Genomic DNA, 14,315 nt, shown 5'->3' with positions numbered 1-14,315 from the left:
CGGGTTTGTCAGACAAACAATTAAAAAGCGCGATCGCACTTGATGCTACCGATACTTTTTTGCTAACATTCATTAACAAATACACTCACGAAGTGAGGGCGTATCAACCAATGCACGAAGGAAAATCCCTCGCGCACCATTTAGATCCCTTGGCATCACTCGCCCGTCAGTTAGTGACTTAATGAATTTACCTCCACCAAGATTGTGGATTATTTCACCAGTCCAACTAACTGTCTTGGATGTATACGCCTCATTAACATCCATTACCAACTTGCTGTTTTCAAAAGCTTTGTGCTTAAGAAACTGCTTAAAACGGTAATGAGATAGTGTCAACATCTGACGTACTGACTTTGATCTAATTCGCCGTTTTGCCTTTTTCGACATTTGAGATGTTTCAAAGGTCGGTAACAGAATAATGTCAAAGTTATCAACCAAAAATCGGGCGGTCTTTTTGTGCAATTCATCTACAAGGTTTTTGATTTTATCTCGTAGTTTTGTTGCAGCAAATTTTAATCTTCTCTTCTGCTTACACTTGGCTTTGGTGATTTTAGAAATTAACTTATCCAACCGAAAACAGAGTTTTTGAATTTGGATATTAGCTGAAGTTCCGATTTCACCAAAATTAGATTCTGAAAAGAATGTAATAAATGTTCTGATGCCTGGATCTAGTGCCACGACACGCCCTTGGTTATCGAACTGTTGTCGTGACACTACCATAGGTGTTGTCAGATAGTAGTCGCCATAAGCAAACACTAATCGACAGTCACCAAAGCTCTGAGGTAAGGCTTCCTTGAATACTACCTCACCCAAAATAGTGTGGTAAATTCCTTTGTCTGACACCGCAGATTTAGGAATATAGCAAGATTGAATAGGGGCTTTTCTAGACCTAAACTTACAAAAGCTAATAGCACCACCATTTTTAAACTTTTTCTTAGCATTACTAACAGCCTTGCAGGAATCTTTGATGGCAATTGACTTGATTTGATAAGGTACTGATTTGCAAAAATCAGGTAGTCCATTCAATATATCTGTCTTAATTGCTTTCCAATTCGCCTTAACAGTTGAATCTTGCAGTAGTTTGACTGTGGTGTTATAGACAAACCTAGAAACACCAAACCACTGTTTAATCGTCTGTCTTTGGGTTGCTGTTAGGAATATCCGGATCTTCCTTGATTTTTTTACTGTATTTCCTAAGTCCGTGCATTCTACAAGAGAAGACATGGAGGATGGAGAGAAGATCCGCCCTAAGCTCTGATTCGGGGCAGTGTACAGTGTTGTCGAGAACCACGATTTGTCCACCGTTTTGCTCGACCATGTACTGAATAAGCTCAAATCCAAACCGTGCGAGTCGGTCACGACAGGCAACAACAAGCGTGAGCTTATCTCCGCGCAGAAGTCTGTCCAGTAAGGTTTGCAGTCCTTTACGCTTGAAGTTGATTCCACTGCCGATATCTTTGATGATTTCGGCTTCCGGGTAGAGTGATTGCATGTAGGCAATTTGTCTACCAAGGTCGTCTCGTTGTTTAGTTGAACTAACTCGGCAGTAGCAAACAAGGGAGCGATATGTTGCACCGCGAAGGTAGGACTCGACGTTAAAAAGTCTTTGCCCTGCTTCGTTTTTGATGCTCTCGATTTTCCCATTGTCGGCGTATTTCCTTAAAGTATTTGGGTGTAATCCCAGCGCTTTAACCGCTTCTCGTAGTGGTACGTAAGCCATACCACTATATTAACATTTGTGAGGAAACATAATCTATTGTTAGCAAAATACTAGCTATTGACTAGCCCTCCCCAAATGCGATCGCGCTAGTTAGCTGAAAAAATAAGTATGAAGGAAACCAAAATGATTAAGCTAATGAATAATTCTCTGCTGTAGGTATTTCACAGCACACTTTACCAATCAGGTTTTCACTCACATATTCCATGACTACAGTTGGTTGAGTATAACTAGCCGAGCGCTGTTCAATTAGCGATCGCCTTTGTAAAGAAAAAAGTGCTTCTAGTAATTCTCGCTCTGAGATTTGCGGAATCACATACTGTTGTAAATGTTGTAAACTTACCCAATCTTGCTTAACTGCTAGGGAATACATCACCTGCTTTTCGTTAGCAGATAAGCGGTTAAACTGTTGCTCTAATATTTCCCAAATATCGCCAAAAATCACCGAGCCTTGCTGTAAAAATTGGCAAATATTGCCATCAAACAAATGCTGAATTGTCGTAGCGACAATTTTCAAAGCTAAAGGATTACCTGCATAACGCTGAATTAACTGCTGACATTCATCTGTAGAATCTACTAATCCTTTAGTTGCGAGGATTTGCTGTGATTCTACCGCAGATAAACCAGTAAGTTGGAGCGATCGCACCGGTAAAGCGTCACCTTCTCTAGCTGTAAACCCACTAGGGGTTTCTCTGGTAGTAAAAACTAGACAACTTTGATGGACTTCATCTCCTATCCTTCTGAGAAGTTGACCGTATCCTTCATATCCAGTGCAATAATGTCCGGATGTCTCTCCACTTTGCAAAAGCGATTCGATATTATCCAATAAAATGAGGCAGCGTCGAGAGCGCAAATACTTCATTAAGTAAGAAATTTGTACATCCAGGTTTTCTGGTAAACTTGCTGCTGATTGCTGGGAGACGAAAGAAATTAACTCTCGCATCAAATCAGAAATTGCTGGACTATTGCGCAGACTGCGCCAAAAAACAAAATCAAACTTACTTTGTAACTTTTCTGCAACTTTCACAGACAAAGCCGTCTTACCAATCCCCCCCATTCCTAACAACATGAGCAAACGGCATTTTTCATCAATAATCCAGCGTTGCAGCAATTCTTGTTCTTTCTGGCGTCCATAGAACACAGAAACATCAATCGCCTCTCCCCAATCTTGCTGCTGTTGGATTTTCGGGGTGGGAAATGCGGCGATAGTAGATACTTGTGAATCTACTTGCTTCAGGCTGGAATAATGGCGGCGCAAGACTGTTTTGACATTACTTTTAGCAATATTTTCCCCCAGCGCTTTTGAGAGCATTTGCCATAACCGAAAGCCTACATCTCGGATGTAATCATCATCGTAACCCGAGCTTTCGGCAATTTCTGCATAAGTATATCCACTCCAGCACAATCTAAGCACCATCTCTTGGATATTACTCAGATGCTTCTTTTGCAATGCTTTGTCTAAAACCAGCATTGCTTGCTCAAAACTTAACTCTATGACTGTCACATAAAATATTCCTAGCTAAGATCTGCATCCACCTATCGGAGATTGTTTAGAGTTTTATGCAGTTCCCGCAGAAGTTTACATTTTGTTATGGGGCATGGGGCATTGGGCATGGGGCATGGGGCATTGGGCATTGGGCATTGCTGAGTTATGCACAGTCAACGGTCAACTGTCAACGGTCAACTGTCAACGGTCAACAATTACCCCTAAACTAAAATCCCCCCAGTAGTCTCGACAAAAAGATTAGATGACTGGGGGAAAATGTTTTATCAAAAATATCTTCAAAATTCCATACCACACGACCCCTTGATCAAAGCAGGTAATATGCTATAATCATCTGCGTTGATTAGTGGTAACTACCATTGACCCCAGCAGGGCATTAGTAGTAATCGTGTTGTGGTTCTGGTTCTGGTTGCACCATTGCAAAGTTTGAGGCATCGTATAGGTAGCGGCTGGCTTCCTCTTCGAGGCGATGAATCAAATAGGGTTCAATGGCGTTCCCATGTCTCAGCGCGGCTAAATATCCATCCAAATACATCCGCATATCGTCCATACGATAACCGCGATTCCATAACTCGACGAAGGCGTCGGTAATTCTTTGGTAATAGCGGATGGTTTGTGTGTCTTGGAGCATAACTGCTGAATAAATCTCTTTGGAATGAGAATTGTAAATGATTCGGGCAAAAATGTGAAGTGTGACTTTCCCCCTATGCAGGAGTCAAAATCAATTTCTCTCTTTTGGGCGTTACCCTCCAGCAGCTACAACGTATTCTGATCCTATTCCAGAAAGCACAAAATAAGTCAAGTAAGTAAGTTATTTTTATAATTTGCTTTTGTAACTTCCTGCGTTTTTAGACTATCTTAAAACTAAGTTTTGCCGGGTGCGATCTGCTTTGGGAATGAAGTCAGGATATACCTTTGGGCAGGATCGGCGAGTTTAGCGATCGCTTGTTGGTGCTTTACCCCCTTCGATGGAGCTAGGATGTGTAGCCAGAAATAATTTTCATAAGTCTAACAAAAATTTAAGAATATTACTAATCGGCTGAAGTTAAAGCATAAGTTAAACTTTTAGCTAATATTGTCATCAGAAAATGTCAAGTTAATCATAATTGGAGTAACAAAGACTACAAAACCTTGGGCATGGGCTTGTTAATTTGAAAGTCATCAACGCTAAGGGGTCTTGCCACCGTGGGTTCGGTTTGTATTGAAATCGTTGAGGGGAATCCCCATCTGAGGTCGTTGCTCGGTTGGCACTTGCAGCAGCTCGAATATCGCGTACATCAAGCCGCCAGCATATATCAAGCAAGGGAAGTGTTTTTAAGCCAGCAACCAACACTGGTGATTCTAGATGCTGATTTACCTGATGGTGATGGCATTGAATTTTGCCGTTGGCTGCATCGTCAGCAACAGCCGTTAATTTTAATGCTATCTGCCCGTGCGAATGAAAGTGATGTTGTAGTCGGTTTAAGGGCGGGAGCAGATGATTACTTGAGCAAACCATTTGGGATGCAAGAGTTTTTAGCCAGAGTAGAAGCGCTAATTCGTCGCAACCGCACACCTGTTGCACCAGCTTACTTAGATTATGGTGCCTTGCAAATTGATTTAGTGCAACGCCGGGTGAGATTTCAGGGAGAATTTATTGATTTAACACCTCAAGAATTCAGTTTACTATACGTTTTAGCACAAGCTGGAGGAGTACCTCTGTCTAGGTCAGAATTGCTCAGAAGAGCTTGGCCTGACGCCATTGATAATCCACGCACTATTGATACTCACGTTTTATCGCTGCGGAAAAAAGTTGAACTAGATCCTCGGCAACCCAGTTTAATTCAAACTATCCGGAATGTAGGATACCGGTTTAACATGGAAATTTTAAATTCCAACTTACCGCAATCACCAGCAAAATTGCCCAAAGAGAGATTTAGCAATCAACGCTCAACCCTGAGTACGCAAAGGGTGTAGGGGGTGTTGACTGTTGACTGTTGACTGTTGACTAAATCCACTCTTGGGAGGCTTGAGCTTCTGCTTGTTGCAAGCTGGCGCGTAAATTAGACCAGTCTACCTCAGCAGTTGTTCTATCTGTTAACAATTGACCTTGCTGGAGGTGGAAGAGTCTTGTACCAAATACCTGTGCTAATTCTAGCTGGTTATTAATTGTTAAAATTGTGGTGTGATGGCTGGCAGCCAGCTGAATTAAGATTTCTATTACATGGGTGGCAATACCAAAATCTAAGGCGGAAGTTGGCTCATCTAATAATAATATTTTTGGTTGGATGACTAAAGCTCTGGCGATCGCAATTAGTTGGCGCTGTCCCAGAGAAAGTTGTACTTCAGTGCGTCCTAACCAATCATTGGGTATATGCAGTTGTTCCATCCAATAACTGACTCGTTGCTGTATTGTCTGTTTGGATAAACCACGCAATACCAGTGGATAAGCCAATGCTTGTTGGACTGTCATCCCCAAAAGCTTAGACTCTTGTAATCCCAGCGTGACTACCTGGCGTAACTGGACGATGGGGATTTGGCGATATTCCCTATCTTCTAGAATAATTTTGCCGCTAGTTGGTTCCATCAGGCGGTTAATCAGCTTAAATAAGGCTGTTTTTCCCGCTCCTGATGGCCCGACAATGACAATGCGATCGCCTGGGTAAACCTCAAAGGAAATATCCTGCAATATGGGATATCCTTGGTGATTGGCTGATAGTTGGGTTTTGAGCTTTGTAAACAGATTAACTTGCTCTAATTCGAGTATGGCTTTTGGGGTGACAGTATCCAAGTTCAACTTTCTTTAAGAATTGGTCAAAATCAATCGTAATTACGAATTACGAATTACGAATTAGTAATTATTGGGTGAGTTAAAGCTGTAGAGATAGTCCAAGCATCTACCAACAGCAACAATAACGTGAAACCCAGCAATATAAAATACATCCAAGGTTGTGCTAAAGGACGCACATCTGTGGTGTCGATACCTGTTTTTGCTTGTACTTGCCTAACGAGTTGAGCAAATCCTACTACACGCATCGGCAATAAATAAGCTTGTCCAGACTGACTCAGGAAATAATATACAATACCTCCTTGACCAGTGGTACGGGGTTTTAATTCTTTCACATCTGACCAAGCCAAAGACCAACCTTTACGAAAAAATCGCGGTACCCATAGAGGATAGGCGACTTGTATTCCTTGGTCGTCTACAATAACTCTTTCGGTCAACACTGCATATAAAGCAACCAAACCGATACCAATTCCTACCCATAATAATGACGGTGGGATAGGTGCAGCTGTAACTTGGGCTAAAAAAGGTAAGGGAACTGTGAGTGCGATATATAGACTCAACAGTGTAATCCGAATTAACGGTGAGAGGCGAAAAACAGAGGTTGAAGGATTAACTAGGTTTGCTGTCACGGCTCAAGTTAGATATCTTTATCTTTATTGTGAACGAAGCGAGAGGTGAGGGAATATGGGTAGGTTGGGTTGAGGAACGAAACCCAACATTTATGTCACTTCGTAGCGAAGTTTGTCAAAGATGTAAGCCAACGCTAAAGTACAAGCCGTCATCTTGCGCATTTGTTCCGCGATCGTCTAGCTCAATTAGGGGAACGGCATAATCTAGACGCAAGTTAAAATCTGGTAGGGGTTTCCATAAAACGCCTAGCCCTAAACCACTGATAAACTTTTGTCTTTGGATTAGGTTGGGGTTGCTATCGACATTCCAGATATATCCTAAATCAAAAAATGGCGCTAATTGCAGCACATCTTGACCGTTGTCGGGGTTTTTTTGTAAACCTATGCGGTTTTCTATAGATAATCGCAATCCATTATCACCTGCGCGGACATTTTGACGATAGCCACGCACTGATTGACCGCCACCAATGACAAACTGTTGGGAGGGTAATAAACCGTTGGGTGTGAGTTGCAGGTCAAGTTGGGCGATTAACAGATGATTTTGACTTAATTTTTGCTGTCGCTGTAGTTGCAATAACCAACTAAAAAACCGACCATCGGGTTTGGGGTCGTCGTTAATGGTAGCATCAAAAGCACCTATGCCAAAGTTAAATTGCGATCGCAATCCCCAAACACCCTCAAGACTGCGTTGTACGTAATCTTGGCTAAATCTAATTGTTCGGGTTTGGCTATTACCATCATTGTCAGGCCCGATACCGAAGGGGGTTGGCCCTGCAAAGGTGAATGTTTGACCGTTTTGGACGCTAAAACCTAAGGATAGAGCAAATTCTTGCGCAAGCGATCGCACTATTGGCTGACGGTAGGTAATTTCATACAAAGTAGATTCACCGCGAATATCAAAAATATCGAATGGTGCTTGAACTACTTTGACTTTGTTAATTGCAGTTCTTAATTGCAAAGTCCCATTCATCGGATTTAGCGGTACTTGATAGCTAAAGTCGTAAAGATTGGAACCGCCACTTTTAGTAGTAAAGTAATAATTTGCGCTGATTTGGTCGCCAATTCCGGTCAGGTTGCGATAAATAGCACCAATACCCAATCTTTCCGAACCCAAACTAGGGGGAGAATAGTTATCTGCACTCAAATTTAAATCAAAGGGTTCGGCTTCGGTGAGGCGCACTACTACAATACTTTGACCTCGATTGGTTCCCGGACGAACACTAGCTTCTACTTTGCTAAATAACGGGTCAATTTGCAATAACCTTAATTGTTCTTCTAGCTTAGATGGAGAAAAAGGTTTATGAGTGCCCATTCCCAACCGCGATCGCACATAATCAGGATGAATGCGTTTTGTTGGTGGGTCAAATTGAATTTCTTCGATAGTACCTTCAATTACCTGAATTCTCACTACGCCATCTTTAATAGATGACTCGTCTACAATTGCTTCTGAGGTAATGTAGCCTTGCTGAAAATACCAACCAGTAATTTGGTCTGCAATATTCTTTAACCGGGCTAAACTGACTGTCTGTCCTTCTACAGTCTTCAAGATAGATTGGATGGCGGCTGATTCGGCAAAACTACTACCTTGTAAATCGATTTTCGTGACGGTAATCGGCGGAGAATCTGGCGTTGGTGAAGCTTCTGGGGTGGGTGTTGCTTGCGCCATCTCTAATTCCCCAGCAGAGTTAGGCACAAAAGGATCTCTATAGGGAAGGACTAAGCCCCCTGCACCCTGTCCCTTTTCCTCTCGTTGACTGTTGGGATGCAAAGATGTATTGCTAGCTGCCGTTGATATTGCTGTGGCTAATTTGGCATCAGCATAATTAGGGAATATCCCAGCAATCACAAGGCTGCTAGAAAATAACAATACAATCCCAGCAACAAATTTCTGTAATAAAAAATACATTTTTGAGTTACGCAATAAAAACTTTACTTAAGCACTAATACCCAATCATACGTAATAAATATCACATTTTACAGAATCTTTATAAAGCTATAAAAACCGATCGCCCCATGAGATGGGTGATTTTGAGCTTTTTTGGAGAATTCTTATATTTTATGTATTTTTTCTGTAAAAATATCAGTAATTACTCGGTTTTATATTAGATTGATATGTGATCGGTTAAAATTTAGGTATTTCTTGTGTGTTTTTTTATAGGCATGGTTTAGATACTAAAAATAAGGCTAAAGCATGATAGCAGCAGAAAATGAAGACAAATTCACCAAAATTTGTATTTAGTAGCGATAACCAAGCAGATTGTTCTTATCTACGTCTGAATCAACAACTGAGGCAGATTAGCATCCAAGGGAAAGGAAAGTAAATGTTAAATAAATCTTTAGTAGCAACTTGTCTCGCTAGTGTCACTATACTCACAGGAGTTGTACCGACGCTGGCACAAAAGCCTGTACAATCGCCAGCAATCAATCAAAAGTCAGACAAAGCTAAGGAATTGCAGCCAAAAGAAATAGCAGCGATCGCCCAAGCAACGGTAGTCAGGATTGAGCCAAGTGTGGGTGCTGCGGGTTCGGGGGTAATTAGCGGTGCCTATCAAGAAGGAGGAACCAACGTTTACGCCGTACTCACAACCAAGAAGGTAGTACAAGACAAAAATATTCAATATGACATTATTACACCCTTATCTTCCGGTGTAGGGGGCAATAAGCGCCAAAAAATCAGAATTTCTGCCGCAGACATTGAAGAAATTCCGGGTGAAGATTTAGCCATTGTGCGTTTTAAAAGCGATCGCACTTATGAAATTGCCAAACTAGTAGAAACAGAAGATCCGCAAGATTGTCTACAAGCAGATCCACAGCTATGTAATGGTGCATACGTCGGTGGATTTGCTAACCCTCCTAGCGGTAAAAACCGGATGTTTCATGTCACAGAATTACAGAAAAAAGATAAATCCCGGACTTACACTAACTTACCTTCTCGGTATAATTTATCAGGATTAGCGGGTGGCCCGGTGTTTGATACTTCGGGGCGTGTGGTGACGCTATTCGACAAAAATCAAAACCAGAGCAAGGCATTTGGCAAAAGAAGGGGGTTTAGCCAATTGCGTAATTATTCGAGAATGCGTGTTAGATTAGACCTGACACCGCCATTATTAACTATGTCCTTGAGAGGCAACACACCATTTAATTTCCAACAAGAAATTTTCGAGACAGATATTGAGGCTGTGAATCGGTAACTTGGCAATTAAGTAAAAGCTCTGAGGAAAAATCAGTATTAATAAGGCGCTGTCTGACACTCTGAATCGAATTGAGGTGAAGATAGCACATCCACCAAGGTTTTGAGTGGTCAACAATTCCCCTATCTGCTGGGATGGGGGAATTTCTTGCTGCTTTTTTATACCCTCATACCAAAGTAACTGAGTTACCTCTATAGCGGAAAATACTATGAATTCACTAGCGCAAAAGATTAACCTATTAATACTGATCGTGAGTCAAGCGATCGCGCAGATATTTTCTTTAAGCGCGATCGCCCCAGCTAAAGGGCAGTCAATTACACCAGCAGTTGACGGTACAAATACTATAGTTACGCCTAACGGTAACCAGTTAGATATTAGCGGGGGTACCCTTTCGGGCGATAAAGCCAATCTTTTCCACAGTTTTCAACAATTTGGCTTAGATAACAACCAAATCGCCAATTTTCTTTCTCAGCCCAACGTGCAAAATATCTTAGGGCGGGTAGTTGGCGGCGATCCTTCCATTATTAACGGTTTAATTCAAGTTACTGGCGGGAATTCTAATCTATTTTTGCTCAACCCGGCTGGCTTTATGTTTGGTGCCAACGCCAGCTTAAATGTACCGGCTGATTTTACCGTCAGTACTGCTAATGCTATTGGTATTGGTGGCAATTGGTTTCTAGCATCAGGTAATAATAACTACGCGGCTTTAATCGGTAACCCCACAAGCTTTAGTTTCAACACAGATCAACCAGGGAGTATTATTAACCTGGGTAACTTGACTGTAAATACAGGTAATTTAAATTTACTGGGTGGTACAGTAGTTAGCACCGGACAGCTATCTGCACCAGCTGGTAATGTTACCGTCGCCTCCGTACCGGGGCAAAGTTTGATCCGTATTAGTCAAGCAGGACATTTACTCAGTTTAGAAATTCCCACCAACGCAGCAGTATCGGGAAATGTTTCTGTAGCCTCATTACCAAAATTATTAACTGGTAGAGGTACGGCAAATAATCAGAGTTTGACAGTTAATAATGGACAGGTGCAACTAGCTGCATCAGGTATCCCTGTAAATGCTGGGGATGTAGTCGCCACAGGAGTGACAGCAAAAACAGCTACCCTCAACGCCGCCCAAAATTTAATTTTGCCAGAAAGTCAACTGCGCACCACTGGCGATTTAAATTTATTAGCAAAAAACACAGTCTTAGCACGGGATACTGTCGCCAATCCTTTTTTAGCCCAAGCTGGGGGAAATCTTTACATCCAGGGAAATCAAAGTATTGATATTCTCGCTTTGAATCATCCCCAGACACCCTTTGTCAGTGGTAATAACCTGAGTTTAGTTAGTGATGGTAATGTTTCTGGTGACGCCCATTTTCGCAGTGGTGGACAATTTAGCATTCGCAATCTATCAGGCGGTGCAGGTAATTTTGTCAGTTACTTCGATCCGATTATCACAGCTAACAGCGATGTTAAGTTTGGCGATTACAAAGGTGCAGCCTTAATGATACGGGCGACAGGGAGTGTCCAGGGAGGAGATATTACCATTACGGGCAAAGATCAGAATGTTAATATTTCTGTACCAGATGAAGATTTAAATGCATTGAAAACAACTAGCGCTTTAATTATAAGTGCTGGTCTAGCTTCAGTCGGAACAGATAATCTCCCAATAACTGAGGGAGATACAGACTTCAAAAAAATCACACCTCCCTTAAACGATGGCAGTATTCAAGTAAGAAATATCAAAACCACATCAACAATAACCGATGAGACTGGGAAGATTAAACTGACTGCAACAGGTGACATTACTACAGGTACTTTAGATGCTTCCGCTAGTACGGGTAAAGCAGGGGCGATCGCTCTGACAACAACAAGCGGTAACATTACCATTGGTGGAATTGTTGGTGGAGATACTTTAACCGCAGATGCAGGAACAGGAGATATTAATGTTGCTGGTAATATCACTACCACAGGCGATCAAACATTTAATAGTGCTGTAACCCTGACTGGTAGTGAAAATAAAACATTTACATCCAATACAGGTGCGATCGCTTTTAATAATGGTTTAACAGCAGGTAGCAATAACCTGACGCTGACAGCGAATAAGATTGACTTCGCATTGGTAAATGATTCAGTCACCGGTACTGGTAAGCTGACACTTCAACCCTTCAAACCTAACCAAAATATTATTCTGGGTGGTGATACCAATAGTAATGCCGATACTTTAGACTTGACAGCAGCAGAAATCGCTACTTTAAAAAACGGTTTTGATCTCATTACCATTGGACGTAGTGATGGTAGTGGTGCAATTACAATTAATCCTGCGGGGTTTAACCCTGTTAGCTTCCAAGATCCTGTAAAAATTCAGTCCCCTAGCGGTACAATCGCAGTTGAGACGGGAATTACAACTATAGATAATGCTTCTATCACCTTAGATGGTAAGACGACGACTCTCAAAGCTGGGATTACCACTGATAATCAGGCGATCGCTTTTAATCAACCAGTATTATTGGATAACAATACTAATATTACTCTCGACGCAGCAAATGGTGACATCACTTTCAAGAGTACATTAGGTGATAATGGTAATTTAATTCTCAGTGCAGGTGACATTAAATTCCAGGGTGAAGTCAGTTTAAGTAGTTTAGATATCACTGCAAGTAATACCAATGTCGCTAGCGACATTACTACCACAGGCGATCAAACATTTAATAGTCCTGTAACCCTGACTGGTACTGGGGATAAAATATTTACATCAAATACAGGTGCGATCGCCTTTCAGAGTACTGTTGATGGAGATGGTAAATTAACCCTGAATGCTGGTAATACCAATATCGCTAGCGACATTACCACCACAGGCGATCAAACATTTAATAGTCCTGTAACCCTGACTGGTACTGGAGAGAAAATATTTACATCAACTACAGGTGCGATCGCCTTTCAGAGTACTGTTGATGGAGATGGTAAATTAACTCTGAATGCTGGTAATACCAATATCGCTAGCGACATTACCACCACAGGCGATCAAACATTTAATAGTCCTGTAACCCTGACTGGTACTGGAGAGAAAATATTTACATCAACTACAGGTGCGATCGCCTTTCAGAGTACTGTTGATGGAGATGGTAAATTAACCCTGAATGCTGGTAATACCAATATCGCTAGCGACATTACCACCACAGGCGATCAAACATTTAATAGTGCTGTAACCCTGACTGGTACTGGAAATAAAACATTTACATCAGATACAGGCGCGATCGCTTTTAATAATGGTTTAACAGCAGGTAGCAATAACCTAAAGCTGACAGCAAACGAAATTAACTTACCCACAGCTAATTCAGTCACGGGTAATGGTACGCTAACACTTCAACCCTTCACAGACAGCCTCAATATTATCTTGGGTGGTGCTAGTGATAGCAGTGCGACAACTTTAGATTTAACGACAACAGATATCAGCGCCTTAGCTGATGGCTTTAGTAGCATCACCATCGGACGGAGTAATGGTAGTGGTGCAATTACAATTAATCCTGCGGGGTTTAACCCTGTTAGCTTCCAAGATCCTGTAAAAATTCAGTCACCTAGCGGTACAGTCACAGTTGAGACGGGAATTACAACTATAGATAATGCTTCTGTCACCTTAGATGCTAAGACGACGACTCTCAAAGCTGGGATTACCACTGATAATCAGGCGATCGCTTTTAATCAAGCAGTATTATTAGATAACAATACTAATATTACTCTCGACGCAGGAAATAGTGACATCACTTTCAAGAGTACATTAGGTGAGAATGGTAATTTAATTCTGAGTGCAGGTGACATTAAATTCCAGGGTGAAGTCAGTTTAAGTAGTTTAGATATCACTGCAAGTAATACCAATGTTGCTAGCAATATTACTACCACAGGTATTCAACAATTTAATAGTGCTGTCAAATTAACAGGTCTTAGCACAATTTTCAACTCTGACAATAACGATATTACCTTTAAAAATACCGTTGAGGGTGCAAGCAATTTAATTGTGGATGCAGGTATTGGTAAAATTAATCTTGCCAATAACATTAATACCACGGGTACTCAAGAATTTAATAGTGCTGTCAAATTAACAGGTCTTAGCACAATTTTCAACTCTGACAATAACGATATTACCTTTAAAAATACAGTTGAGGGTGCGAGTAGTTTAATTGTGGATGCAGGTACTAGCAATATTAATCTTGCCAATAACATTAATACCACGGGTATTCAAGAATTTAATAGTGCTGTCAAATTAACAGGTAGTAGCACCACTTTCAACTCTGGTAATAACGATATTACTTTTAAAAATACAGTTGAGGGTGCGAGTAGTTTAATTGTGGATGCAGGTACTAGCAATATTAATCTTGCCAATAACATTAATACCACGGGTATTCAAGAATTTAATAGTGCTGTCAAATTAACAGGTAGTAGCACCACTTTCAACTCTGGTAATAACGATATTACTTTTAAAAATACAGTTGAGGGTGCGAGTAGTTTAATTGTG

General features: G+C 41.2%; 10 protein-coding genes. 3 read left to right on the top strand and 7 right to left on the bottom strand.

Features of this window, described 5'->3' with window-relative positions; genetic code table 11:
• Positions 1 to 72: 72 nt before the first annotated feature.
• From H6G08_RS09375 to H6G08_RS09360, 4 genes are all read right to left on the bottom strand, one after another.
• A complete protein-coding gene (locus H6G08_RS09375) occupies positions 73 to 1,221 on the bottom strand; it encodes an RNA-guided endonuclease InsQ/TnpB family protein (RefSeq protein ID WP_190540819.1) in 1,149 nt (382 codons plus the stop codon).
• Positions 1,124 to 1,717 carry an IS607 family transposase gene (locus tag H6G08_RS09370; protein WP_190540817.1) on the bottom strand — a complete coding sequence of 198 codons (594 nt, stop codon included), beginning with the start codon at positions 1,715 to 1,717 and terminating at the stop codon, positions 1,124 to 1,126. The genes H6G08_RS09375 and H6G08_RS09370 overlap by 98 nt, the downstream gene beginning before the upstream one ends.
• A gap of 127 nt (positions 1,718 to 1,844) precedes the next feature.
• Positions 1,845 to 3,218 (bottom strand): helix-turn-helix domain-containing protein, encoded by a 1,374-nt coding sequence (locus H6G08_RS09365; RefSeq protein ID WP_190540814.1) that lies wholly within the window; start codon positions 3,216 to 3,218, stop codon positions 1,845 to 1,847.
• A 376-nt stretch (positions 3,219 to 3,594) separates the two neighbouring features.
• The gene (locus H6G08_RS09360) at positions 3,595 to 3,849 is read right to left on the bottom strand and encodes a DUF6761 family protein (protein ID WP_096645592.1); all 255 of its coding nucleotides are present in this window, start codon (positions 3,847 to 3,849) and stop codon (positions 3,595 to 3,597) included.
• A gap of 554 nt (positions 3,850 to 4,403) precedes the next feature.
• Between H6G08_RS09360 and H6G08_RS09355 the strand changes: the two genes are divergently transcribed.
• A complete protein-coding gene (locus H6G08_RS09355; RefSeq protein ID WP_190540810.1) occupies positions 4,404 to 5,174 on the top strand; it encodes a response regulator transcription factor in 771 nt (256 codons plus the stop codon).
• A gap of 31 nt (positions 5,175 to 5,205) precedes the next feature.
• On the opposite strand, the gene H6G08_RS09350 is transcribed toward H6G08_RS09355, so the two are convergent.
• From H6G08_RS09350 to H6G08_RS09340, 3 genes are all read right to left on the bottom strand, one after another.
• Complete coding sequence (locus H6G08_RS09350; RefSeq protein WP_190541114.1) at positions 5,206 to 5,988, bottom strand: ABC transporter ATP-binding protein; 783 nt, start codon at positions 5,986 to 5,988, stop codon at positions 5,206 to 5,208.
• A 53-nt stretch (positions 5,989 to 6,041) separates the two neighbouring features.
• Entirely contained in the window at positions 6,042 to 6,614 is a 573-nt protein-coding gene (locus H6G08_RS09345; RefSeq protein ID WP_190540808.1) for a hypothetical protein, read from the bottom strand.
• 115 nt (positions 6,615 to 6,729) lie between these two features.
• Positions 6,730 to 8,520, bottom strand: coding sequence for a ShlB/FhaC/HecB family hemolysin secretion/activation protein (locus H6G08_RS09340; RefSeq protein ID WP_190540805.1), 1,791 nt, complete (start codon positions 8,518 to 8,520; stop codon positions 6,730 to 6,732).
• 415 nt (positions 8,521 to 8,935) lie between these two features.
• Between H6G08_RS09340 and H6G08_RS09335 the strand changes: the two genes are divergently transcribed.
• On the top strand, positions 8,936 to 9,805 hold the full coding sequence (locus tag H6G08_RS09335; protein WP_190540802.1) for a trypsin-like peptidase domain-containing protein: 870 nt from the start codon (positions 8,936 to 8,938) through the stop codon (positions 9,803 to 9,805).
• Positions 9,806 to 10,013: 208 nt separating this feature from the next.
• Positions 10,014 to 14,315, top strand: a 4,302-nt coding sequence (locus H6G08_RS09330) for a beta strand repeat-containing protein (protein WP_190540798.1), incomplete at its 3' end; no start/stop codon positions are given.

It is taken from the genome of Calothrix anomala FACHB-343 (genome assembly GCF_014696435.1).
GTDB classification, from domain to species: Bacteria; Cyanobacteriota; Cyanobacteriia; order Cyanobacteriales; family Nostocaceae; genus Aulosira; species Aulosira anomala_A.
Note: the sequence above shows the minus strand (reverse complement) of the source record. Positions and strands in the feature narration are given on the sequence as shown.

Coding starts and splice junctions, on each gene's coding strand:
- H6G08_RS09335 (WP_190540802.1), top strand. CDS start 8,936: ATGTTAAATAAATCTTTAGTAGCAACTTGTCTCGCTAGTGTCACTATA.
- H6G08_RS09360 (WP_096645592.1), bottom strand. CDS start 3,849: ATGCTCCAAGACACACAAACCATCCGCTATTACCAAAGAATTACCGAC.
- H6G08_RS09370 (WP_190540817.1), bottom strand. CDS start 1,717: ATGGCTTACGTACCACTACGAGAAGCGGTTAAAGCGCTGGGATTACAC.
- H6G08_RS09340 (WP_190540805.1), bottom strand. CDS start 8,520: ATGTATTTTTTATTACAGAAATTTGTTGCTGGGATTGTATTGTTATTT.
- H6G08_RS09375 (WP_190540819.1), bottom strand. CDS start 1,221: ATGTCTTCTCTTGTAGAATGCACGGACTTAGGAAATACAGTAAAAAAA.